This is a genomic window from Streptomyces sp. SA15, assembly GCF_002291145.1.
In the GTDB taxonomy this organism is placed as follows: Bacteria; Actinomycetota; Actinomycetes; order Streptomycetales; family Streptomycetaceae; genus Streptomyces.
Window position 1 is genome coordinate 16205 of record NZ_NTGE01000099.1, and the last position, 21464, is coordinate 37668.

The window sequence follows — 21464 nt, forward strand, 5'->3', positions numbered from 1 at the left end:
CCCCTTCCGAGGTCCCGCGTCACCCACGCGGCCGACGCGCCCCGTTCACAGCGCGCAGCTGTCGCTGTCCACCCGCTGGTTCGCGGTGCGGCCCTGGGCGATGTCCTGCTGGATCTCGTCCGCGGTGAGGGCGTACCCGGTCTCGGCGTCGTCGAGGGACTTCGCGAAGACCACGCCGTACACCTTCCCTTCGGGCGTCAGCAGCGGACCGCCGGAGTTGCCCTGGCGGACGGTCGCGTACAGCGAGTAGACGTCACGGCGGACGGTGCCGCGGTGGTAGATGTCCGGGCCGTTGGCCGTGATGCGCCCGCGCACACGAGCGGCCCGCACGTCGTACGCCCCGTTCTCCGGGAAGCCCGCGACGATCGCGCCGTCGCCGCCCGCCGCGTCCTCGGAGGTGAACTGCAGCGCGGGCGCGTTCAGATCGGGTACGTCGAGTACGGCGATGTCGCGCTCCCAGTCGTAGAGGACGACCGCCGCGTCGTACTTCCTGCCCTCGCCGCCTATCTGCACGGTGGGTTCGTCGACGCCGCCCACCACATGCGCGTTGGTCATGACCCGCCGCTCGCCGAAGACGAAGCCGGTGCCCTCCAGGACCTTGCCGCAACTCTGGGCGGTCCCCATGACCTTGACGATGGAACGCTGCGCGCGCGTGGCGACGGGGCTGTTCGCCAGAGCGGGGTCGGGCGGTTGTACGTCGGTGATCGGCTCGTTCGAGAACGGGCTGAAGACCTGCGGGAAGCCGTTCTGCGCGAGGACCGAGGAGAAGTCCGCGAACCAGGTGTCGGCCTGTGCGGGCAGCACCCGGGACACGCCGAGCAGCACCTTGGAGCTGCGGACCTCCTTGCCGAGCGTCGGCAGGGTGGTGCCCGCGAGGGCGGAGCCGATCAGCCAGGCGACCAGCAGCATCGCCACGACGTTGACCAGCGCGCCGCCGGTGGCGTCCAGGGCGCGGGCCGGGGACCAGGTGATGTACCGGCGCAGCTTGCTGCCGAGGTGGGTGGTCAGGGCCTGGCCGACGGAGGCGCAGACGATGACGACGACGACCGCGACGACGGCGGCGGTCGTGCCGACCTCGGCGTTGTCGGTCAGCGCGTCCCAGATGACGGGCAGCAAGTAGACCGCGACGAGTCCGCCGCCCAGGAAGCCGATCACCGACAGGATGCCGACGACGAAGCCCTGGCGATAGCCGACGATCGCGAACCACACGGCGGCGACCAGCAACAGGATGTCCAGCACGTTCACCGGTTCAAGCCTCGCCTCATCACTTGCGGTCACCACACGTCGGCAGCCGGAGGTCCAGGGGCCCCGCGGCGGAGCCGTGGATGTCACGGCCCCCGGAAAGACACAGTACGGAGATCACCCTGTCATGCGTGCCAGTCGAGCGGGACCTCCTTGCCCCGGTCCCAGGGCCGCTCCCAGCCCGCGAAATGGAGCAGGCGGTCGATGATTCCGGCCGTGAAACCCCACACCAGGGCCGATTCGACCAGAAATGCCGGACCTCGGTGCCCCCTGGGGTGAACGGTCGTGGCGCGGTTGTCGGGATCCGTGAGATCCGCCACGGGAACGGTGAAGACCCGAGCGGTCTCGTTCGGATCCACGACCCCTACCGGACTCGGCGCGCGCCACCAGCCCATCACGGGTGTCACGACGAACCCGCTGACCGGGATGTACAGCGCGGGCAGCACGCCGAAGAGCTGGACGCCGGCGGGGTCGAGCCCGGTCTCCTCCTCGGCCTCGCGCAGGGCGGCCCGGAGCGGTCCGTCGGCCTTCGGGTCGCCGTCCTCCGGATCGAGCGCGCCGCCCGGGAAGGAAGGCTGCCCGGCATGCGACCGCAGGGAGCTCGCCCGCTCCATCAGCAGCAGCTCCGGCCCGCGCTCACCCTCACCGAAGAGGACGAGCACGGCGGACTGTCGCCCCGCCCCGTCCTCCGGCGGCAGAAAACGGCTCAGCTGCAGTGGCTCGACCGTCTCGACGACGCGCACCACCGGGTCCAGCCATGCGGGCAGGCCCTCCTTGCTGAGCGTCACCGGCCCGCCCTGTGTGTTGCTCGCCTGCGTCATCGCCACCCCCGTCGTTCTGCTGGATCCAACGGCCGGCGGCCCAGAGATCGTTCCTGGGAACGCACCCAAGAGCGGCTCATCCGGCCCCCAACGGGGGCGCGGGTTTCCCGCCCGCGTCCAGATAGGCCTGCGGGGGCTTCAGGCGCTGGCCCGGGAAGCCCCCCTTCTCGTACTTCAGGAGCTTCTTCGCCTTCTCCGGATCCGTCTCGCCCTCGCCGTACGCCGGGCAGAGCGGGGCGATGGGGCAGGCGCCGCAGGCGGGCTTGCGGGCGTGGCAGATGCGGCGGCCGTGCCAGATCACGTGGTGCGAGAGGTCCGTCCAGTCGCTCTTGGGGAAGAGCGCGCCGACGGCGGCCTCGATCTTGTCCGGGTCGGTCTCCTCGGTCCACTGCCAGCGCCGCACCAGCCGCTGGAAGTGGGTGTCCACGGTGATTCCGGGCCGCCCGAACGCGTTGCCCATCACGACGAAGGCGGTCTTGCGGCCGACGCCGGGCAGCTTGACGAGGTCTTCGAGGCGGCCGGGGACCTCGCCGCCGTGGTTCTCCACCAGGGCCTTGGAGAGCCCTATGACGGACCTGGTCTTGGCCCGGAAGAACCCGCACGGCCGGAGGATCTCCTCGACCTCCTCCGGATTGGCGGCGGCCAGATCCTCGGGCGTGGGGTACTTGGCGAAGAGGGCGGGCGTCGTCTGGTTGACCCTGAGGTCGGTGGTCTGGGCCGACAGGACCGTGGCGACGATCAGCTGGAAGGGGTTGTCGAAGTCCAGCTCCGGGTGTGCGTACGGGTAGACCTCGGCGAGCTCGCGGTTGATCCGGCGGGCGCGGCGAACCAGGGCCGTACGCGACTCGCCCTTCGGCGGCTTCGTCGCGACGACCTTCACGGGGGCGGCCTTCTCGACCGCGACCGCGGCCTTCTTGGGCGCGACGGTCGCCTTCTTCACCGAGGCGGTCTTCTTCACGGGAGCCTTCTTCGCCGCTTTCGCCGCTTTCCTCCCTCCGCCCGGGTCCTGTTCGCCCACAGCGGAATCTCGACGTACAACCACCCGCCCAGCCCCCTTGGACCTGTGCTCTACCGGCGATTTGGACACCCGGCCAGACTAAAGCCCGGCACTGACATCCGCCCCGGACCCTGGAGATCGGCCCTCAATTGGACCCCTGCCGCCTACCCCGGGACACCTGTGCGGCATCCTTGTGACAGATCACACTGTTTGGACCGTCCGGCAAAATGGGGAGCACGGTCCCCTGGTACGTAGGGGAGCAAGATCCCCTGAGCAGGTCGACAAGGAGAGAACTCGTGGACGACGTCCTGCGGCGCAACCCGCTCTTCGCGGCTCTCGACGACGAGCAGTCCGCGGAGCTCCGCGCCTCCATGAGTGAGGTGACCCTCGCACGCGGCGACTCGCTCTTCCACGAGGGCGACCCCGGAGACCGGCTCTACGTCGTCACCGAAGGCAAGGTCAAGCTTCACCGCACGTCACCCGACGGCCGCGAGAACATGCTGGCCGTGGTCGGCCCCGGCGAGCTCATCGGCGAACTGTCGCTCTTCGACCCGGGCCCGCGCACCGCGACCGCCACCGCGCTGACCGAGGTCAAGCTGCTCGGCCTCGGCCACGGCGACCTCCAGCCCTGGCTGAACGCCCGCCCCGAGGTGGCCACCGCGCTGCTGCGCGCCGTCGCCCGCCGACTGCGCCGCACCAACGACGCGATGTCCGACCTGGTCTTCTCCGACGTCCCCGGCCGCGTGGCCCGCGCGCTCCTCGACCTGTCCCGCCGCTTCGGCGTGCAGTCCGAGGAGGGCATCCACGTCGTCCACGACCTCACGCAGGAGGAACTGGCCCAGCTGGTCGGCGCGTCCCGCGAGACGGTGAACAAGGCCCTGGCCGACTTCGCCCAGCGCGGGTGGCTCCGCCTGGAGGCACGGGCCGTGATCCTGCTGGACGTCGAGCGGCTGGCGAAGAGGTCGCGCTGACGCCGGTCGTACAGCCTGGGGGCTGCCGGCCCCGGGCGTACCGTCGATTCCGCGCGGCACACGCGCGCGTGCACGACGTCGAAGCACCGCGCCCCTAGATCAGCCCGTGCTCCTCCAGGTACTCCAGCTGCGCCCGCACCGACAGCTCCGCCGCGGGCCACAGGGAGCGGTCCACGTCCGCGTACACATGGGCGACGACCTCGGCGGGCGTCCGGTAGCCGTCCTCTACGGCCGTCTCGACCTGGGCGAGCCGGTGGGCGCGGTGGGCGAGGTAGAACTCGACGGCGCCCTGGGCGTCCTCCAGGACGGGCCCGTGGCCCGGGAGCACCGTGTGCACGCCGTCGTCGACCGTGAGGGACCTGAGCCGCCGCAGTGAGTCCAGATAGTCGCCGAGGCGGCCGTCGGGGTGCGCCACGACCGTCGTACCGCGTCCCAGGATCGTGTCACCGGTCAGGACCGCCTGATCGGCCGGGAGATGGAAGCACAGGGAGTCCGCGGTGTGCCCCGGGGTCGGTACGACCCTCAGCTCCAGGCCCCCGACGCGCACCACGTCCCCGGCGCCCAGCCCTTCGTCCCCCAGCCGCAGCGCCGGGTCCAGGGCCCGCACCTTCGTGCCGGTCAACTCGGCGAAGCGGCCGGCGCCCTCGGCGTGGTCCGGGTGGCCGTGCGTCAGCAGGGTGAGGGCGACACGCTTGCCGGCCTGCTCGGCGGTGTCGACGACGTGGCGCAGATGGCCCTCGTCCAACGGCCCGGGGTCCACCACCACGGCCAACTCGGCGTCGGGCTCGGACAGGATCCAGGTGTTCGTCCCGTCCAGGGTCATCGCGGAGGCGTTGGGCGCGAGGACGTTGACGGCCCGGGGGGTGGCGGGGCCCGAGAGGACCCCGCCCCGTGGCTGGCCGGGAAGGGCTGCGGCGTCCGTCATGCGGGGGCTCCACCGGTCGGGATGTGCTTGGTGAACTCGTCGTGCCCGGGCCAGGACAGCACGATCTCGCCGTCCTCCAGACGCGCCCGCGCCAGGACGGGCGTCAGATCACGTCCAGGAGCCGCGGCGAGCGCCTCGACGGCCGTGCCGTACGACGTCAGCTGGCGCAGGGTCGCGATGGTGGGCGGCATCATCAGCAGCTCGCCCTTGTCGTACGAGGCTGCCGCGTCTCCCGGCCGGATCCACACCGTACGGTCGGCCTCCGTGGAGGCGTTACGCGTGCGCTGCCCCTCGGGGAGCGCTGCCACGAAGAACCACGTGTCGTAGCGGCGGGCCTCGAACTCGGGGGTGATCCAGCGGGTCCAGGCACCCAGCAGATCCGATCGCAGCACCAGTCCGCGTCGGTCCAGGAACTCGGCGAAGGACAGCTCACGGTCGACCAGGGCCGCACGATCGGCCTCCCACTCCGCGCCCGTGGTGTCGCCGACCACGGAGTCGGGGGTCGGGCCGGCGAGGAGGACGCCTGCCTCCTCGTACGTCTCACGTACGGCCGCGCAGACGATCGCCTGGGCCGCGGTCTCGTCCACGCCGAGCCTGTCCGCCCACCACGCGCGCGTGGGGCCCGCCCAGCGGACGTGGAGGTCGTCGTCGCGGGGGTCCACGCCCCCGCCCGGGTAGGCGTACGCGCCTCCGGCGAAGGCCATGGAGGCGCGTCTGCGCAGCATGTGGACGACGGGGCCGGCGTCGGTGTCCCGGAGGAGCATCACGGTGGCCGCTCTCTTGGGGGACACCGGCGTGAGGGTGCCGTCCGTGAGGGCGCGGATGCGGTCCGGCCACTCCGGGGGGTACCACTGCCCGTTTGCCATGGGCGGAGGCTATCTCTTGGTGCGCTGATGTTCGAGAGTGACCGGTTGCTGGTCGTCAGGGGTCGGGACAGCCGGGGTCTGAGCTACTCCCCCACCAGCTCCACCTGAACCTCAACCTCCACAGGCGCATCCAGCGGCAGCACCGCCACGCCCACCGCGCTCCGCGCGTGCACGCCCTTGTCGCCGAGGACCTCGCCCAGCAACTCGCTCGCGCCGTTCACCACACCCGGCTGCCCGGTGAAGTCAGAGGCCGAGGCGACGAAGCCGACGACCTTCACCACCCGCGCCACCCGATCCAGGTCACCCGCGACGGACTTCACGGCAGCCAGGGCGTTCAGCGCACACGTACGCGCCAGCTCCTTGGCCTCCTCCGCCGTGACCTCCGCCCCCACCTTGCCGCTGACCGGCAGCTTGCCCTCCACCATGGGAAGCTGGCCGGAGGTGTAGACGTAGACCCCCGACCGCACAGCCGGCTGGTACGCGGCAAGCGGCGGCACGACCTCCGGCAGAGTCAGGCCCAGCTCCGCCAACCGAGCCTCCACCGCGCTCACGCCTGCTTCTCCCGCTTCAGGTAGGCCACGAGCTGCTCGGGATTCGGCCCGGGTACGACCTGGACGAGCTCCCAGCCGTCCTCGCCCCAGTTGTCCAGGATCTGCTTCGTGGCGTGGACGAGCAGCGGCACGGTGACGTATTCCCACTTGGTCATGCGGCCGACTCTAGCCGCTGCCCGCCGCTGCCCCGCACGGGCCTTCGCACGGGTCTTCGCACGGGTCTTCGCGGGCCTCCGCACGGGCCTTCGCGCGGGTCTTCGCACCAGCCGGACAGCCGACCGCAGCCACGTTATCCACAGCCTCCCGCTTAGCCCGCGCACGGACTGGTTACGCTCGAATACGTGAGCAGGCTCCAGGTCGTCAGCGGCAAGGGCGGGACCGGTAAGACGACGGTCGCCGCGGCCCTCGCGCTGGCCCTCGCGACGGAAGGGAAGCGGACGCTTCTCGTCGAGGTCGAGGGCAGGCAGGGCATCGCGCAGCTCTTCGAAACGGAAGCGCTGCCTTATGAGGAGCGGAAGATCGCCGTCGCTCCCGGGGGCGGGGAGGTGTACGCCCTCGCCATCGACCCCGAACTGGCCCTTCTGGACTACCTCCAGATGTTCTACAAGCTGGGCGGCGCGGGCCGGGCCCTGAAGAAGCTCGGCGCGATCGACTTCGCGACCACCATCGCGCCCGGCCTCAGGGACGTACTCCTCACCGGCAAGGCGTGCGAGGCCGTGCGCCGCAAGGAGAAGTCAGGCCGGTTCGCCTACGACTACGTCGTCATGGACGCACCCCCCACCGGCCGCATCACCCGCTTCCTCAACGTCAACGACGAGGTCGCGGGCCTCGCCAAGATCGGCCCGATACATAATCAGGCGCAGGCCGTGATGCGGGTGCTGAAGTCGGCGGAGACGTCGGTTCATCTGGTGACGCTCCTCGAGGAGATGCCCGTCCAGGAGACCGCGGACGGGATCGCCGAGCTGCGGGCGGCGCGGCTGCCGGTCGGGCGGATCATCGTGAACATGGTGCGGCCTGAGGTGTTGGACGCGGCCGACCTGGAACTCGTACGCACCGTGCCGCGTTCCTCTGTCGCCCGGGCACTGTCGTCCGCCGGGCTCGGCGGAGCGCGCCGCGGCGGGCACGCCGAGCGGCTGGTGGATCCGCTCGTCGAACAGGCCGACGAGTACGCCGAGCGGTACGCGCTGGAGCACGAGCAGCGGGGCGTCCTGAGCGAGCTCGGCCTGCCGCTGCACGAACTGCCGCTGCTCGCCGAGGGAATGGACCTGGCGGGTCTGTACGAACTGGCCACCGAGCTGCGGGAACAGGGGATGTCATGAGCCCGGACAAACACGACACCACACCCCGGCACAACCCGTCCCACTCACCTGCCCCCGCACTCCAACCCGACCCGACCCGAGCCCACGACCCCGCACCCCCACACGACCACGCCCGCCACCCCAACCAATCTCACCAACCCCACCACCCGCACCACCTCTCCCCCACGCGCCTACTGGACCTCGACCCCCTCCTCGACGACCCCAAAACCCGCATCATCGTGTGCTGCGGCTCCGGCGGAGTCGGCAAAACCACCACCGCAGCTGCCCTCGGACTGCGCGCAGCCGAGCGGGGCCGCAAGGTGGTCGTCCTCACCATCGACCCGGCCCGCAGGCTCGCCCAGTCGATGGGCATCGACTCGCTGGACAACACCCCGCGCAAGGTCAAGGGCGTCGACGACCGAGGAGGGGCATCGCGCGGCGATTCGGTTGAGGGTGGCGGTGGGCGACGGGCGGGCGGCGAACTGCACGCCATGATGCTCGACATGAAGCGCACCTTCGACGAGATCGTCGAGGCGCACGCGGACCCGGAGCGGGCGGCCGCGATCCTGGGCAACCCCTTCTACCAGTCGCTCTCGGCGGGCTTCGCGGGCACGCAGGAGTACATGGCGATGGAGAAGCTGGGCCAGCTGCGGGCCAGGGACGAGTGGGACCTGATCGTCGTCGACACGCCCCCGTCCCGCTCGGCGCTGGACTTCCTGGACGCCCCCAAGCGGCTCGGCTCCTTCCTGGACGGCCGACTGATCCGGCTGCTGACGGCCCCGGCAAAGCTGGGCGGCCGCGCCGGGATGAAGTTCCTGAACGTCGGCATGTCGATGATGACCGGCACTCTCGGCAAGCTGCTCGGCGGACAGCTCCTGAAGGACGTACAGACGTTCGTGGCCGCGATGGACACGACCTTCGGCGGATTCCGCACGCGCGCGGACGCGACGTACAAGCTGCTCCAGGCGCCCGGCACGGCATTCCTGGTGGTCGCGGCGCCGGAGCGGGACGCGCTGCGGGAGGCGGCGTACTTCGTGGAGCGGCTGGCCGCCGAGGACATGCCGCTCGCCGGTCTGGTGCTCAACCGGGTCCACGGCAGCGGCGCCGACCGGCTGTCGGCCGAGCGGGCGCTCGCCGCCGCGGAAAATCTTGAAGAGCCCCGCATTGTGGATCAGGGGGACGGGAAAGCAGTACTTCGTAACTCTCCCGACACGCACGGCAGTTCAGAATCGTCCGCTTCCGAATCTCCCGCTCCCGACGAAGGCTCCCCCGCCGCCACGGAGGACAGGGAGGACACGGAACAGGAGCGGACCGTCGAACAACTCACAGCCGGCCTGCTGAGGCTGCACGCCGAGCGCATGCGGCTGCTCTCCCGCGAGCAGCGCACGCGTGACCGCTTCACCTCGCTGCACCCCGAAGTGGCGGTGGCCGAAGTGGCCGCGCTGCCCGGCGACGTACACGACCTCGCGGGCCTGCGGGACATCGGAAACCGACTCGCGGCAGCCCAACCGGAACTGCCGGAGCCCGACACGGGCGCCTGAGGGCACCCCCTCAGCTCAATCGCGCCCCGAAGACCTCAGCCCTCAGCTCAACCGCGCCCCGAAGACCTCAGCCCACCGCCGCGTAGTTCTCGTACATCTCGTCGTCGTCGAGAGGCACAATGCCGACCCCCCGCTCATACTCCGTACGCGCGGTCTCGAGCAGCCTGCGCCACGAGGTGACGGTCGGCCGCCGGCGCAGCAGTGCCCGGCGTTCCCGCTCCGTCATCCCTCCCCACACGCCGAACTCGACGCGGTTGTCGAGCGCGTCGGCGAGGCACTCCGTGCGCACCGGGCAGCCGGTGCACACCGCCTTGGCCCTGTTCTGCGCTGCTCCTTGAACGAACAGTTCATCCGGATCGGTAGTGCGGCAGGCCGCCTGCGCACTCCAGTCGGTTACCCAGCCCATACCGGCGCCGTCCTCTCCCGAATCGAGGCTCCCCCACGGCGGCAGCGGCATATTCACCGCCGCCAGTTGAGGACGTTACGGAAGGCGGGCACAGCGCAACACCCCCTTCGGGCCCAATCTTGAATGGCCCGAACGGACTATGCGTAAGCGGCAGATCACCCGGGGGAGTGAGCTGGCGACATACATAACTATCCCGGCAAACCAGGACACTTGTGCAGCGTCACAACGGGCGCCAGGTGACACACAAGGCGGATTCGGACACGTCCCCATCAAAAAAGTTGGGGAACGACCGGAACGATTCGGGGTCGCCGGACGTATTGATACGTGGCCCTACAGCTGTGACAGTTGAGAGCAGCTTAGGCCAAGGCCTGTACGCGTGTCCGGCGAATGAGAACGTAGGCTGCCCCTATGCCAAAGAAGCGTTCGGGCGGTGGTCTGTCCTCTACACAGCAGGCCGCCAAGTTCCTCGGTGTCAGTGTGCTCGCGGGAGCCGTCATGGCCGGCATCGCGCTGCCCGCGGCCGGTGCGCTCGGCCTCGCGGCCAAGGGGTCGGTGGAGAGCTTCGACGAGCTCCCGGCCCAACTCAAGACGCCGCCGCTGAGCCAGCGCACCACGATCCTCGACGCCGACGGCGGCCAGCTCGCCACGGTCTACTCACGGGACCGTACGGTCGTCAGCCTCAAGAACATGTCGCCGTTCATGCAGAAGGCGATCGTCGCGATCGAGGACTCGCGCTTCTACCAGCACGGCGCGGTCGACCTGAAGGGCGTCCTGCGCGCGCTCAACAAGAACGCGCAGAGCGGCGGCGTCTCCCAGGGCGCCTCCACGCTCACGCAGCAGTACGTGAAGAACGTCTTCGTCGAGGAGGCCGGTGACGACCCGACGAAGGTCGCGCAGGCCACCCAGCAGACCATCGGCCGCAAGTTTCAGGAGCTGAAGTACGCGATCCAGGTCGAGGAGGAGCTCGGCAAGAAGAAGATCCTCGAGAACTACCTGAACATCACGTTCTTCGGCCAGCAGGCCTACGGCGTCGAGGCCGCCGCCCAGCGCTACTTCTCCAAGCACGCCAAGGACCTCAACCTCCAGGAGTCGGCGCTGCTCGCGGGCATCGTCCAGTCGCCCAGCCGGTACGACCCGGTCAACGACGAGGCGGAGGCCACCAAGCGGCGCAACATCGTGCTGCAGCGCATGGCCGAGGTCGGCGACGTCTCGCGGGCCGAGGCCGCCGAGGCGATGAAGCAGCCGCTTGGCCTGAAGATCAGCCGGCCCAAGAACGGCTGCATCACGGCGGTCCAGGGCGCCAGCTTCTTCTGCAAGTACATCGAGCGGGTCTTCCGCAGCGACCCGGTCTTCGGCAAGACCCGCGAGGAGCGGGCGAAGATCTGGAACCAGGGCGGCCTGACGATCCGTACGACACTCGACCCGCAGGCGCAGAACTCGGTCGAGGAGTCACTCAAGGACCACGTCAACCAGGACGACAAGGTCGCCGCGGCGGCCACCCTGGTCGAGCCGGGCACCGGCAAGATCGTCGCGATGGGCCAGTCGAAGCCGTTCGGCTACGGCAAGAACGAGACCGAGTACAACTACTCGGTCGACGCGGCCATGGGCGGCTCCAACTTCGGCTTCCCGACCGGTTCGACGTTCAAGCCGTTCGTGGCGGCGGCCGCGCTGGAGGAGGGCCGGCCGCCCACGCAGGAGTACTCGTCGCCGTACGAGATGGAGTACCCGAGCCCGGTCCAGACGTGCGACAGCAGTCCGTGGACCAACCGGGACGGCGACAAGGTCGAGAACGAGACCGAGTCGGAAGTCGGCCCCTACCGGCTGAAGGAGGCGATGGCCAAGTCGGTCAACACCTACTTCGTGCAGATGATTTCCGACATCGGCCTGTGCCCCGTGGTCAACATGACGGACAAGCTGCAGGTCCGGCAGGGCAACGGCACCAAGCTGCCCGAGCGGCCCGCCATCGCCCTCGGCTCGGTGGGCCTGTCCCCGCTGACGATGGCGAGCGCGTACGCCGCCTTCGCCTCCCGCGGCATGTACTGCACCCCGGTCGCCATCGAGTCGATCACGCAGAAGGTCGGCGACGAGCGGAAGTCACTGGAGGTGCCGAAGTCGACGTGCTCGCGGGCGATGAGCGAGAAGACCGCCGACACGGTGAACACGCTGCTGCGCGGCGTGGTCGACTCCGGTACGGGCCGGCAGGCCGGCCTGACGGACCGCGAGAGCGCCGGTAAGACGGGTACGACGGACGAGCGGAGGAACGCCTGGTTCGTCGGCTACACGCCGAACATGTCGGGCGCCGTCTGGGTCGGCAGCGCCACCCAGAAGGTCAAGATGAAGAACATCACGATCGGCGGCGTCTTCCGCCCGCTCGTCTACGGCGGTGAGGTCCCCGGCCCGATCTGGAAGGACGCCATGGCCGGCGCCCTGTCGGGCAAGGAAGTCGAATCCTTCAACCTCGTCAGCATCCCGGACCCGGAGCGCGACCGCGGCGACGGGAACGGAAACGGCAATGGGAACGGCAACGGCAACGGCAACGGCAACGACGGCTTCATCGGCGGCCTGACCGACGGCGGCACGAACGGCGGCGACGAGCCGGACCCCACGTTCTCCATCCCGGAGGGCTTCATCCAGGGCCAGGGCAACGGGGGCAACGGGAACGGCGGGCGCGACTGACGCCTGACCCGGCGCCCTGAGAAACGGGGACGGCCCCTTCCTGCCGTACGGATGTCTTTCGTACGGTGGTGAAGGGGCCGTTGCTCTTTTGGTTATGGGGGCTTCTGGTGGCCGGTGCTTCCGGTGGCCGGCGCTTCCGGTGGCGGGCGGCGTTCCCGGTAGCCGGCGTTCCCGGTAGCCGGCGTTCCCGGTGCCCGGTCTTCCAGCTGCCCGGCGTTCCCGGCACCCGAAGTCGGTCAGCCGGCGAGCAGCTTCTTGACCGCCGCGGCGACGCGGCCGCCCTCGGCCTGGCCCGCGACCTTCGGGTTCACGATCTTCATGACCGCGCCCATGGCCCGCGGCCCCTCCGCCCCGGCCGCCTTCGCCTCCTCGACGGCCTGGGCGACGATCCGGTTCAGCTCGTCGTCGCTGAGCTGCTTCGGCAGGTACGCGGCGAGCACCTCGCCCTCCGCCTTCTCCCGCTCCGCGCTCTCGGCGCGACCGCCCTGCGCGAAGGCCTCGGCCGCCTCACGGCGCTTCTTCGCCTCGCGGGTGATCACCTTCTGCACCTCGTCGTCGGAGAGCTCGCGCTTCTCCTTCCCCGCGACCTCCTCCTTGGTGATCGCGGTGAGCGTCAGCCGGAGCGTCGAGGAGCGGAGCTCGTCGCGCTCCTTGATCGCGGCGTTGAGGTCTTCCTTCAGCTTCGCCTTGAGCGTGGTCATGAGTTTGATTGTCGCAGGAGTGGGAGCGAAGACGCCCGCTCATTTAAGGGGCGTCGGTCCGGGCGGCGTTGAGGGGACGCCCGGCACGGAAACCTTCAGGGTCTGACACGATGGGCGTATGCGCGCGCGATACGGAGTACCTCTGTCCCTTGCGGCGGCCGGCGCCGCCGGTCTGGTGTACGCGGCGGGTTTCGAGGCCCGCTCCTTCCGCCTCCGACGGGTGACGGTCCCCGTCCTCCCGGCCGGGATGCGCCCCCTGCGCGTGCTCCAGGTCTCCGACATCCACATGGTCGGCGGCCAGCGCAAGAAGCAGCGCTGGCTGCGCTCGCTGGCCGGCCTGCGCCCCGACCTCGTGATCAACACGGGCGACAACCTCTCCGACCCGGAGGGCGTCCCGGAGGTCCTGGACGCCCTCGGCCCGCTGATGGAGTTCCCGGGCGCCTACGTCTTCGGCTCCAACGACTACTACGGCCCCAAACTCCGCAACCCCGCCCTGTACTTGGTCGAGAAGGCCCAGGGCCGCCACGGCCTGAACGGCAACGCGCCCGTCGTCGGCGCGATCCACAATCCCTGGGAGGACCTGCGCGACGGCTTCGACGCGGCGGGCTGGCTGAACCTGACGAACACGCGGGGGACGCTGAAGATCGAGGGCGCCTCGATCGAGCTGACGGGCCTGGACGACCCCCACATCAAGCGGGACCGCTACGCGCAGGTGGCGGGCGGCCCGTCGACGGACGCCGACTTCTCGATGGCTCTCGTCCACGCCCCCTACATCCGGGTCCTGGACGCCTTCACGGCCGACGGCTACCCCCTGGTCCTGGCCGGCCACACCCACGGCGGCCAGCTCTGCCTCCCCTTCTACGGCGCCTTCGTCACCAACTGCGACCTGGACACGGACCGTGTGAAGGGCCTGTCCACACACCGGGCGGAGGGCCGTACGGCATACCTGCACGTCTCGGCGGGCTGCGGCACGAACCGCTACACGCCGGTACGGTTCGCGTGCCCGCCGGAGGCGACGCTGCTGACGTTGGTGGGCCGGGAGTAGCCGCCCCCTGGGCGATCCGTTCGATTAATTTCGATCAAGTCGATCAAGTCGGTTAACCCGCACGGCCCACCCGTATCGCCCCTTTTGTCCACCCTGCTTAGCGTGAGGGCATGACCGCCCCGATACCCAGGGACATCCCGGACCTGCCCGCCATCCCGTGCGTGCCCGCGCTGCTGCCCTCGCCCGTCCCCGCCACGGCGGTGGTGGCCCCCGTACGCCGCCCCCTGGCCGCCGTCTACCGCCTGCTGGTCGCCCTGACCGCGGCCGCGGCGGTGACGATCGACCTGCTCCTCGGCAGCCCGACCCAGGTGCTGGGCCACTTCACGATCCAGAGCACCATCCTGCTGGCGCTGGTCTTCACCTTCTCGGCCCGCCGAGCCTGGACGGCCCGCCGCCCCCTGCCGTCCGCAGTGACGGGCGCGACGCTCCTCTATGTCGTGATCGCGGCCTTGGTGTACCACCTGCTCCTGGCGAACGGAGCGGCCCCGTTCTCGACAGCGGGCTCCACGGCAGGCACTGTGCCGACCGACCCGACCGCCCCGACGGGCTGGCACACACTGACCAACCACCTCCTCCACACCGCCATCCCCACGGCGGCGCTCCTGGACTGGCTGCTCCTGACCACCCCCGGCCGCCTGCACCTGCGCCAAGCCGCCACCTGGCTGCTCTACCCCCTCACCTACCTGGCCTTCTCCCTCGCCCGAGGCGAACTGCTCCTCCCCGGCACGCCGGGCCGCTACCTCTACCCCTTCCTGGACGCAGGCCTGCACGGCTACAAGACCGTCCTCGGCAACGCCCTCCTCCTCGGCCTCTCCTGCTACGCCCTGGCCATCCTCCTGGTCGGCCTCGACCACACCCGCCCGAACACCGTCCGCCACCGCGCGAAAACCGGATTTCGTCTGCAGCCACCAGTGGGCTAAAGTAAACGACGTCGCCGCGACGAGCAGCGACATCGGGGTGTGGCGCAGCTTGGCAGCGCGCTTCGTTCGGGACGAAGAGGTCGTGGGTTCAAATCCCGCCACCCCGACAGAGAAACACCAGGTCCCCGGACTACTCACGTGAGTAGTCCGGGGACCTGTTTCGTGTGCGTGTCTATCTGCGTGACTACCGCTCTGGCCCCCGCTTGAAGATGCCGTCCATGACCACGGCACCGGTCTGGATCACGGGCCGGATTTGCTTCCGGTAGACCTCCTCGGTCACGGCCGTGCCAGAGTGGCCGACGAGTCGGGAGATCTCCTCCAGGGGCACGCCACGGTCAGAGAGCAGGGACACGAAGCTGTGCCGGAGCTCCCGAGGCGTCCACTCGTCGGCGTTTATCCCCTCGGCGTCCTTGAGCGCCTGGCGGAAGGCCCGCCGGACGTTGGTCGCGTCGAGCGGCTTGCCCACGGCCGACGAGAAGACCAGCCCGTGTTCCTCCCACTTGTCGCCAGCGGCGAGCCGATCCCAGCCCTGGTCTTCGAACTGCTCCCAGAGCACATCGACGCAACGTGCCGGCAGAGCGAGCGTGCGCCGGGACTTCCGGGTCTTGGTGTCCCCACCGCGCCGGACCGAGCGCCACACCGCGATGTGCGGAAGCTGTGGTGGGTCGGCGTCCGGCTGGCCCTTCAGGAAGACGTGGTCCCAGGTGAGGGCTCGCAGCTCCTCCGTACGGGCACCGGTCAGCAGGGCTACAACGATGTACGCGTGCATCGAAGTCCCTTCGGCCGCCTTGAGCACCGCCTCGGCCTGGGCGAAGGTGAGCGCCTTGGAGGGACGGCCCATCTGCCCCTGCGGCACGGAGCACAGCTCCACCACGTTGCGCTTGACCTTGTCCCGCGCCATGGCCCGCTTGACCGAACGGTTCAGACAGGAGTGGATCGCCTGGAGGGTGCGCGTGCTGAGCGTCTTGGCCTTGGCCGCGAGCCAGCGGTCCACGTCTTCCGCGCTCAGATCCCGAAGCTTCCGGGCGCCGAGAGCCGGGATCACGTGGTTCCGGCTCAGGATCGTGCAGTTCTCAACCGTGCCGAGGTCGCGGCCCGCCAGGCCGTACGCAAGCCAGTCGTTCACGGCGTCGGCGACGGTGTAGCCCGTCGGAGCGATCGCGAGGCCGTCTTCATAGTCGCGTAGCACCTCTTTGAGCTTGTTCTTTGCCTCCGTCTTCGTTCTGCCACTCCCCCGCCGGACGATGCGCTTGCCGCTCGGATCGAAGCCGAGATTGGCCGTGGCGATCCAACGCTGTCGCTTCTCGTCCCAGTGGAGCCCACCGTCACCACGGCTGCGTCGCTTGGTCATCAGGCGGCTTCCTCCAACTGGTTCTGGATGAAGTCGCGTACGGCGTCGGTAGGTATCCGGCGAGCGCCATCGATCTTGATGGAGGCCAGCCGGTGAGTACGGATCAGGTCGTAGACCTTGGAGCGTCCGACCTTGAGCCGCGCCATGACCTCCGACACGGTCAGCAGTTCTGGGGTGGCGGTGGTCATGCTGCAGCTCCTTCCTGTGCGAGTTGGTCGTGCAGGGCTTCGCGGGCGGTTTCGCGGTTGAGCTGGAGATCGCGGGCGACGGTGGCGGCGAGGGCGGATTCTCCGGGGGTGTGGCCGTGTCCGGCGTACTGCCAGTCGGCGAGGACGAGCACGGTGTCCGGTTCGCGGTCCTCCAGGCCGAGGGCTTCGCGTTCCTGTGCGGCGCGGAAGTCGGCGCGGGCCTGGCGCAGTTCGCCGAGGGTGGTCGAGTAGCGGCGGGACTTGGAGGAGAAGTGGCCGCGGAAACCGAGCATGTGAGCCCAGGCCCACAGGCGGCGGTCCGGGTACAGGGGGTCGAGTTCCTTGCAGGCCTTGATGAGTTGGCGAGTGTGGTCGGGGACCTGGTGGCGGTCGAGTTCGGAGAGTTCGCCGATGCGGCGGTCGAGAGTGCCGGTGTTCTCGGCGGCTTTGGTGGCGTACTTGGCGACGTAGGAGGCCACGGCCTGTTCGGTGATGTCGGAGCCGTCGCCGAAGGCCTTGACCGGGCGGACGTCGAGCTGGGTGCCCCAGCGGAAGGTGCGGGCGGGCTGGTCGTCGGCGGCCGGGACGGAGACCGAGGTGTAGGAGTGCGCGGCGGCGGCGCGGATCGCGTCGCCGAGGAGGTCGACGGTCGCCCAGGACGGCGACGGGGTGTCAGGTCCCTCGGGGCCGTCGATGCGGATCACGGCGTGGAAGTGCACGGCGCCGCGCTTTTGGAACTCGGCGACCTTGCCGTACGACAGCCGTGCGACTTCCTTCAGTTCCCGCTGGGTCAGGCCCGCGCGGGCAGCGATCTCGCGGCGGAGCCGGTTGGTGAAGCGCTGCCACAGCTGCCCGGCATGGTTGTTGAACAGGACGGCGCCCGCGTAGTCGTACGTAGCCGCATCGAGCGCCGTGCCGAGGGCCGGGTCATCCGAGGCGTGGCCGGTACCGCACCGGCAGATGCCACGATCGGGCCGGTTGTGGACCGGGCCGAAGGAGGGGGCGGTGAGGGTGGCGAAGACACGCGGGTGATCGCGGACGGTGGCGGGGATGTCGCGCCGGTCGTCTCCGGCCAGGCCCGCGCGGATGAGGTGGTAGGTGTCGCCCGCGTACGTCCAGGCGCAGGCCGGGCAGCGGGAGGCGCGGCGGTTGCCGCAGGCGACGCGGAGCCGTCCGCCAGGCTCGGACTCGGTGCTGTAGTGGTGCAGGGTCTGGCCGGTGGTCTTGTCCTTGGTGAGCGTCCAGCCGGTGAGGTGGATGGGGTCGGCGCAGCCGCCGGTGCGGCGGATCTGCTCGTGCCAGCGGTCGTAGTCGGCGGCCGAAGCCACCCTCAGCAGGTCGCCGAGGGTGGTCGGGTCGAGCAGCTGCTCAGGCACGGGCGCCCTCCCGAACTGGCGTGCGGCGGGCGGTTCCGGTGCCGTGGCAGACGAAGCAGTCGGCGGTGACGGTGCGCAGGTGGCCATGCCGGTCACGGCCGCCGGTGGTGATGGCGGCTGAGGCGAAGCCGTCGCAGTTCGGGCAGATGCGGGGCGGCGATGTGGTGCGGTCGTTCATGCTGGGAGTTCCTTCCGGATCTGTGGTTCGGACAGGGGCACGGCTCCCGGGCGGCGGATGCTTGGCGGTATCGAGGCCGCCCGGGGGCCGGTCAGCGGCGGTGCGCGTCGGCGTTGACGAGCGAGCGGATCACCAGGGCGCAGATGGCGAGCGAGGCGCCGGTGATAGCGACCGCCAGGAGCATGGAGACCAGGACGGCGCCGACGACCAGGACCACGGCCGTGCCGCCACCGACGAGAGCGACCAGAGCGCCGGGGGTGAGCTGGATCGTGGGCCGGGCGGGTGCCGGGGCGACGGGCGCGGGCGCCGGAGTGGGCTGGACGACGGCGCCCGGCTCGACGACGGCGGGCGGGGCGACGACGCTAGTCGGCATCGGGTTGGTCGGGACCTTGGGGCGGAACATGGTGGAACTCCCTTCTAGTGCGGGCTACTTGACGGTGGAGTCGATGAGCGGGGCGAACACGCTGTCGGCGAGGAGGTAGCCGCCGAGGAGGAGCACGGCGATGAGCCACCAGGGCGGGCGGATGAGCTTGACGCCGAGGTAGCCGACGACGAGCAGGGCGAGCCAGAGCGGGACGTCCACGGTTGGTGACCTCCTAGCGGACCTTGCAGCGGTGGGTGCGGGCGGCCAGCTGGGCGGCCGAGGAACTGGAGAAGTCGGCGGACCAGCCGCACCGGTCGGCGGTGCACACGGCGGCGTGCTTGGTCTGGCCGTTGCGGTCGCGGTGGGTGCCGATCTGCACCGGTCCGATCCGCATCACGGAGTGGAAGTGGTCACGGGCAGGCATGACGGTGAATCTCCCTTCGGGTTAGGTGAGTTGAGCGGCGATGGCGTCGGCGAGGTGGGACGGGACACCGAGCCGGGCGCGCAGGGTGTCGACATCGATCCGGGTCCCGGTACGGGCGTGGTGGTCGTCGGCGACCTTGCGAGCGTGGTCGACCAGCGCGGCCGGGACCGGCGGAGCCGGAACCGTGGGCGGAGATGGGACGGGCTCAGCGGCGGGAAGTGCCGGAGCTTCTTCGACCTCGGGCGCCGGGGAGGCGTCCAACTCCGCCTGTTCGGCAGCCGGTTCGGGCATGGGGGTGGGGGCTGCGGGTGCCGGCGGATCCGGCACCCGGTCCCCAGGCGAGTGGGCAAGGAGGGTGCCGCCCATGAAGGCGATCGCGGGCCAGGCGGCGACCAGGATGCGCAGCCAGGCCGGAACCTGGTTCAGGTCGAGGAGTCCGGCGGTGGCGACGTTGGCGCCGAGCGAGGCGACCAGGGCGATCAGGAACCAGGACCAGGCCAGCCGCGAGGGGCCGTCCGAGCGCAGCCGTCGCCAGGCGGCGACCAGCAGCAGGTCGACCGAGATGGGGTAGGCCCAAGCCTTCCAGCCGTCCTGTCCGGCAGCGGCGGCCAGGTCGTGCAGGTGGGCGAAGGACAGCGCCCCGGCGATGACGGCCTGGATCAGGACGGCATCGATGCGCAGTCGCGCGGCCATGACCGGTCACCTCGCCAGCGGGCGGCCGTTGGCCTGGGCGATGGCGGTCAGGACCCGGTCGAGGTTGGTCGTGTCCAGGCCGCTGACCGCGTCGCCGAGCGGGATGCGGGCGGCGGGGTCGGCCAGCGATGCGGCGATGGCCAGGATGCTCAGTTCCCCGCTGGAGGCGGGCAGGTCGTTGGCGGCCAGGGCCTCGACGACCTTGGGCCAGTCGATGCCGTACGGCTCCGGGTCGGTGCCGGAGTCGTCGATCAGCAGCAGGTCGGGCCGTTCGGCCAGCCGCTTGATCCACAGGCCGTGGTCGATGAGGAGTCCGGTCGCGGCCCGCGTGGCCGGGGAGCCGTCGGCCACGGCCTGGAGGGTGTCGGCCAGCTCGACAGCGTCGATCGTGACGGCGCCGTCGTCGGTGTCGTACCAGGGGCAGTCGCGTTCGTCGTGGTCGATGCCGATCTCGTTGCCGTCGACGTCGCCGCAGTGTTCGCAGAACATGGGGCGCTCCTTCCTGTCGTGAGGCATGGAGGGGGTAGGGACGTGGCGCGAAGGCGGTCGCGCCAACTGAGGAGTGAGGGAAGGTCAGGCGGTGGCGGGTGCTGTCTTGGACAGCGGCACGCGGGCCGAGGGCAGCGGCGCGACCGCGGGCCGGAAGGCTTCCAGGGCGGGCAGGTCCGGGGTGCGGTCGGCGTGCTTGTTGCAGAGGTTCACGGCCTGGCGCAGTGAGGTGTGCGGGGCGCGGATGCGGGACCAGCCGCCCGAGGAGTCGCCGGTGATGGCGATGCCGGGGGTGTCGGTGGGGATCTGGATCGCGGCCAGGACGGCGTCCGGGGCGATGTCGCCGAAGGCCATGTTCGCCGAGGGTTCGTCGTTGACGCGGTGTGCGGTGCGGCCGGTGAGCTGGGCTCGGAGCATGGTGATGCCCTTGCCGAGTTCGGAGCCGAAACGCTGCCCGCAGATCTCCAGGTAGATTCCGGCGGCGCGGCCGAGCTGGGCGAGGCGGACCAGGGCGGTGATGATGCGGTCCCGGCGTTTTTCCTCGTCCTTGGTGGCGAACAGGGCGAGTTCGGCGACCTCGTCGACCAGGACCACGACGGGCACCGGGCGCAGGTCGGCGGGCAGGTCCCAGATGTCGGCGGCGATCTGAGCGTCCGGGACGCTCACGCTGATGCGCTGCTGAGCGCGGATGAGCTGGTAGACGTCCTCCATGTGCGTCACGAGCGCGTCGAGGAGTTCGAGCGCGGTGTCCGGGTTGTCGGCCAGCGCGGAGAACCGGCGCGCGAGGGGGAAGAGTTCCACGCCCTGCTTGCAGTCGATGCCGACCAGGGCCACGTTGTGCGGGGCGAGCCCGGCGACGAGGTTGCGCTGGTAGACGGATTTGCCGGACTCCGTGGCGCCGAGCGTGAGCCCGTGCGGAACGGCGCGGTAGTCGCGGTAGTGGATCGCGCCGTCTTCACGGAGCGCGACCGGGATGCGCATAGGCGCCTGGTTGGTCTTGGCGGGCATCTGCACCGGCTTGAGGACGTCGTAGCCGGTCATCCTCAACTCCACGACACCGGACCGCAGTTCGCGGGAAGTGACGCCGTACATCCCGAAGGAGTGGCGCAGCCGGTCCGTTGCTGCCGAGACGTCGAACGCGTCCTGTCCGGGGCGGAGCTTGATCCTCAGGACCAGGCCGGTCCGGGTGGGCCGCAGCCGCAGGATGCGCGGCACACGGGAGTCCGGCGCGGGCCGGTTGGTCGCCCGGGCCAGGGCCAGGCGCCAGCGCGAGGGAGGGACGGTCAGCCCGCAGGCGTCCATCACGGAGGCGTAGCGGACCAGCACCCGAACGGCGGAGAGCGTGACACCGAAGCTCAGCCAGTACCAGGCGGGGCGCCGCCACCGCAGGAGACCCGCAGTGGCGACGACCAGCAGCAGCGCGACCGTGAACCAGGTCATG

Annotated in this window: 25 protein-coding genes and 1 tRNA gene; 7 read left to right on the forward strand and 19 right to left on the reverse strand. The window is 70.3% G+C overall.

Features of this window, described 5'->3' with window-relative positions:
* Nucleotides 1-45: 45 nt before the first annotated feature.
* The 3 genes from CLM62_RS20145 to nth form a co-directional block, all read right to left on the reverse strand.
* A complete protein-coding gene (locus CLM62_RS20145; RefSeq protein ID WP_095751292.1) occupies nt 46-1245 on the reverse strand; it encodes a MarP family serine protease in 1200 nt (399 codons plus the stop codon).
* A 122-nt stretch (nt 1246-1367) separates the two neighbouring features.
* Nucleotides 1368-2063, reverse strand: a complete 696-nt coding sequence (locus CLM62_RS20150) for a CoA pyrophosphatase (RefSeq protein WP_095751293.1) — start codon at nt 2061-2063, stop codon at nt 1368-1370.
* Nucleotides 2064-2139: 76 nt separating this feature from the next.
* Nucleotides 2140-3021 (reverse strand): endonuclease III, encoded by an 882-nt coding sequence (gene nth / locus CLM62_RS20155; RefSeq protein WP_373559165.1) that lies wholly within the window; start codon nt 3019-3021, stop codon nt 2140-2142.
* 335 nt (nt 3022-3356) lie between these two features.
* Here nth and CLM62_RS20160 point away from each other — a divergent pair, with 335 nt between their 5' ends.
* Nucleotides 3357-4031: a Crp/Fnr family transcriptional regulator gene (locus CLM62_RS20160; protein ID WP_015658871.1), complete on the forward strand. Its 675-nt coding sequence runs from the start codon at nt 3357-3359 to the stop codon at nt 4029-4031.
* Between the two features lie 94 nt (nt 4032-4125).
* Here CLM62_RS20160 and CLM62_RS20165 read toward each other — a convergent pair whose 3' ends face one another.
* The 4 genes from CLM62_RS20165 to CLM62_RS20180 form a co-directional block, all read right to left on the reverse strand.
* Nucleotides 4126-4956 (reverse strand): MBL fold metallo-hydrolase, encoded by an 831-nt coding sequence (locus CLM62_RS20165; protein ID WP_095751295.1) that lies wholly within the window; start codon nt 4954-4956, stop codon nt 4126-4128.
* A complete protein-coding gene (locus CLM62_RS20170) occupies nt 4953-5822 on the reverse strand; it encodes an NUDIX hydrolase (RefSeq protein WP_095751296.1) in 870 nt (289 codons plus the stop codon). Before CLM62_RS20170 ends, CLM62_RS20165 begins: the two co-directional genes overlap by 4 nt.
* Nucleotides 5823-5905: 83 nt before the next feature.
* Nucleotides 5906-6373, reverse strand: a complete 468-nt coding sequence (locus CLM62_RS20175; protein ID WP_095751297.1) for a RidA family protein — start codon at nt 6371-6373, stop codon at nt 5906-5908.
* Complete coding sequence (locus CLM62_RS20180) at nt 6370-6528, reverse strand: DUF4177 domain-containing protein (RefSeq protein ID WP_095751298.1); 159 nt, start codon at nt 6526-6528, stop codon at nt 6370-6372. The genes CLM62_RS20175 and CLM62_RS20180 overlap by 4 nt, the downstream gene beginning before the upstream one ends.
* 186 nt (nt 6529-6714) lie before the next feature.
* Between CLM62_RS20180 and CLM62_RS20185 the strand changes: the two genes are divergently transcribed.
* Together CLM62_RS20185 and CLM62_RS20190 are read left to right on the forward strand one after the other, a co-directional pair.
* Nucleotides 6715-7692: an ArsA-related P-loop ATPase gene (locus tag CLM62_RS20185; RefSeq protein WP_095751299.1), complete on the forward strand. Its 978-nt coding sequence runs from the start codon at nt 6715-6717 to the stop codon at nt 7690-7692.
* The gene (locus CLM62_RS20190; RefSeq protein ID WP_257003947.1) at nt 7689-9212 is read left to right on the forward strand and encodes an ArsA family ATPase; all 1524 of its coding nucleotides are present in this window, start codon (nt 7689-7691) and stop codon (nt 9210-9212) included. The genes CLM62_RS20185 and CLM62_RS20190 overlap by 4 nt, the downstream gene beginning before the upstream one ends.
* Before the next feature lie 67 nt (nt 9213-9279).
* Here the strand turns inward: CLM62_RS20190 and wblA are convergent, their stop codons facing one another.
* On the reverse strand, nt 9280-9618 hold the full coding sequence (gene wblA, locus CLM62_RS20195) for a transcriptional regulator WblA (protein ID WP_179382160.1): 339 nt from the start codon (nt 9616-9618) through the stop codon (nt 9280-9282).
* Between the two features lie 408 nt (nt 9619-10026).
* Here wblA and CLM62_RS20205 point away from each other — a divergent pair, with 408 nt between their 5' ends.
* A complete protein-coding gene (locus CLM62_RS20205; protein ID WP_095751301.1) occupies nt 10027-12294 on the forward strand; it encodes a transglycosylase domain-containing protein in 2268 nt (755 codons plus the stop codon).
* Nucleotides 12295-12530: 236 nt separating this feature from the next.
* Here CLM62_RS20205 and CLM62_RS20210 read toward each other — a convergent pair whose 3' ends face one another.
* The gene (locus CLM62_RS20210; protein WP_095751302.1) at nt 12531-12995 is read right to left on the reverse strand and encodes a GatB/YqeY domain-containing protein; all 465 of its coding nucleotides are present in this window, start codon (nt 12993-12995) and stop codon (nt 12531-12533) included.
* Between the two features lie 118 nt (nt 12996-13113).
* Between CLM62_RS20210 and CLM62_RS20215 the strand changes: the two genes are divergently transcribed.
* The 3 genes from CLM62_RS20215 to CLM62_RS20225 all read left to right on the forward strand — a co-directional run bounded on the left by CLM62_RS20215 (nt 13114) and on the right by CLM62_RS20225 (nt 15067).
* Complete coding sequence (locus CLM62_RS20215) at nt 13114-14040, forward strand: metallophosphoesterase (RefSeq protein WP_095751303.1); 927 nt, start codon at nt 13114-13116, stop codon at nt 14038-14040.
* 110 nt (nt 14041-14150) lie between these two features.
* Nucleotides 14151-14960, forward strand: coding sequence for a Pr6Pr family membrane protein (locus CLM62_RS20220; protein WP_095751304.1), 810 nt, complete (start codon nt 14151-14153; stop codon nt 14958-14960).
* 33 nt (nt 14961-14993) lie between these two features.
* Nucleotides 14994-15067: transfer RNA gene (locus CLM62_RS20225), tRNA-Pro, on the forward strand.
* Nucleotides 15068-15144: 77 nt separating this feature from the next.
* On the opposite strand, the gene xerC is transcribed toward CLM62_RS20225, so the two are convergent.
* From xerC to CLM62_RS20275, 10 genes are all read right to left on the reverse strand, one after another.
* On the reverse strand, nt 15145-16311 hold the full coding sequence (xerC, locus tag CLM62_RS20230) for a tyrosine recombinase XerC (protein ID WP_095751305.1): 1167 nt from the start codon (nt 16309-16311) through the stop codon (nt 15145-15147).
* Nucleotides 16311-16499, reverse strand: coding sequence for a helix-turn-helix domain-containing protein (locus CLM62_RS20235; protein ID WP_095751306.1), 189 nt, complete (start codon nt 16497-16499; stop codon nt 16311-16313). Before CLM62_RS20235 ends, xerC begins: the two co-directional genes overlap by 1 nt.
* A complete protein-coding gene (gene repSA, locus CLM62_RS20240; RefSeq protein ID WP_095751307.1) occupies nt 16496-17875 on the reverse strand; it encodes a replication initiator protein RepSA in 1380 nt (459 codons plus the stop codon). Before repSA ends, CLM62_RS20235 begins: the two co-directional genes overlap by 4 nt.
* Nucleotides 17868-18053, reverse strand: coding sequence for a hypothetical protein (locus CLM62_RS20245; RefSeq protein WP_095751308.1), 186 nt, complete (start codon nt 18051-18053; stop codon nt 17868-17870). The genes repSA and CLM62_RS20245 overlap by 8 nt, the downstream gene beginning before the upstream one ends.
* Before the next feature lie 91 nt (nt 18054-18144).
* Entirely contained in the window at nt 18145-18456 is a 312-nt protein-coding gene (locus tag CLM62_RS20250) for a SpdD-like protein (protein ID WP_095751309.1), read from the reverse strand.
* 24 nt (nt 18457-18480) lie between these two features.
* Nucleotides 18481-18636, reverse strand: a complete 156-nt coding sequence (locus tag CLM62_RS20255; protein ID WP_095751310.1) for a hypothetical protein — start codon at nt 18634-18636, stop codon at nt 18481-18483.
* A 13-nt stretch (nt 18637-18649) separates the two neighbouring features.
* Entirely contained in the window at nt 18650-18841 is a 192-nt protein-coding gene (locus CLM62_RS20260) for a mobile element transfer protein (RefSeq protein ID WP_095751311.1), read from the reverse strand.
* A 21-nt stretch (nt 18842-18862) separates the two neighbouring features.
* Entirely contained in the window at nt 18863-19534 is a 672-nt protein-coding gene (locus CLM62_RS20265) for a DUF2637 domain-containing protein (protein WP_095751312.1), read from the reverse strand.
* 6 nt (nt 19535-19540) lie between these two features.
* On the reverse strand, nt 19541-20023 hold the full coding sequence (locus CLM62_RS20270; protein ID WP_095751313.1) for a hypothetical protein: 483 nt from the start codon (nt 20021-20023) through the stop codon (nt 19541-19543).
* A gap of 84 nt (nt 20024-20107) precedes the next feature.
* Entirely contained in the window at nt 20108-21463 is a 1356-nt protein-coding gene (locus CLM62_RS20275; RefSeq protein WP_095751314.1) for an FtsK/SpoIIIE domain-containing protein, read from the reverse strand.
* Between the last annotated feature and the right edge of the window lies 1 nt (nt 21464).

Coding starts and splice junctions, on each gene's coding strand:
- CLM62_RS20150 (WP_095751293.1), bottom strand. CDS start 2,063: ATGACGCAGGCGAGCAACACACAGGGCGGGCCGGTGACGCTCAGCAAG.
- CLM62_RS20165 (WP_095751295.1), bottom strand. CDS start 4,956: ATGACGGACGCCGCAGCCCTTCCCGGCCAGCCACGGGGCGGGGTCCTC.
- CLM62_RS20170 (WP_095751296.1), bottom strand. CDS start 5,822: ATGGCAAACGGGCAGTGGTACCCCCCGGAGTGGCCGGACCGCATCCGC.
- CLM62_RS20180 (WP_095751298.1), bottom strand. CDS start 6,528: ATGACCAAGTGGGAATACGTCACCGTGCCGCTGCTCGTCCACGCCACG.
- CLM62_RS20190 (WP_257003947.1), top strand. CDS start 7,689: ATGAGCCCGGACAAACACGACACCACACCCCGGCACAACCCGTCCCAC.
- wblA (WP_179382160.1), bottom strand. CDS start 9,618: ATGGGCTGGGTAACCGACTGGAGTGCGCAGGCGGCCTGCCGCACTACC.
- CLM62_RS20205 (WP_095751301.1), top strand. CDS start 10,027: ATGCCAAAGAAGCGTTCGGGCGGTGGTCTGTCCTCTACACAGCAGGCC.
- CLM62_RS20210 (WP_095751302.1), bottom strand. CDS start 12,995: ATGACCACGCTCAAGGCGAAGCTGAAGGAAGACCTCAACGCCGCGATC.
- CLM62_RS20215 (WP_095751303.1), top strand. CDS start 13,114: ATGCGCGCGCGATACGGAGTACCTCTGTCCCTTGCGGCGGCCGGCGCC.
- CLM62_RS20220 (WP_095751304.1), top strand. CDS start 14,151: ATGACCGCCCCGATACCCAGGGACATCCCGGACCTGCCCGCCATCCCG.
- xerC (WP_095751305.1), bottom strand. CDS start 16,311: ATGACCAAGCGACGCAGCCGTGGTGACGGTGGGCTCCACTGGGACGAG.
- CLM62_RS20235 (WP_095751306.1), bottom strand. CDS start 16,499: ATGACCACCGCCACCCCAGAACTGCTGACCGTGTCGGAGGTCATGGCG.
- CLM62_RS20245 (WP_095751308.1), bottom strand. CDS start 18,053: ATGAACGACCGCACCACATCGCCGCCCCGCATCTGCCCGAACTGCGAC.
- CLM62_RS20250 (WP_095751309.1), bottom strand. CDS start 18,456: ATGTTCCGCCCCAAGGTCCCGACCAACCCGATGCCGACTAGCGTCGTC.
- CLM62_RS20260 (WP_095751311.1), bottom strand. CDS start 18,841: ATGCCTGCCCGTGACCACTTCCACTCCGTGATGCGGATCGGACCGGTG.
- CLM62_RS20265 (WP_095751312.1), bottom strand. CDS start 19,534: ATGGCCGCGCGACTGCGCATCGATGCCGTCCTGATCCAGGCCGTCATC.
- CLM62_RS20270 (WP_095751313.1), bottom strand. CDS start 20,023: ATGTTCTGCGAACACTGCGGCGACGTCGACGGCAACGAGATCGGCATC.
- CLM62_RS20275 (WP_095751314.1), bottom strand. CDS start 21,463: ATGACCTGGTTCACGGTCGCGCTGCTGCTGGTCGTCGCCACTGCGGGT.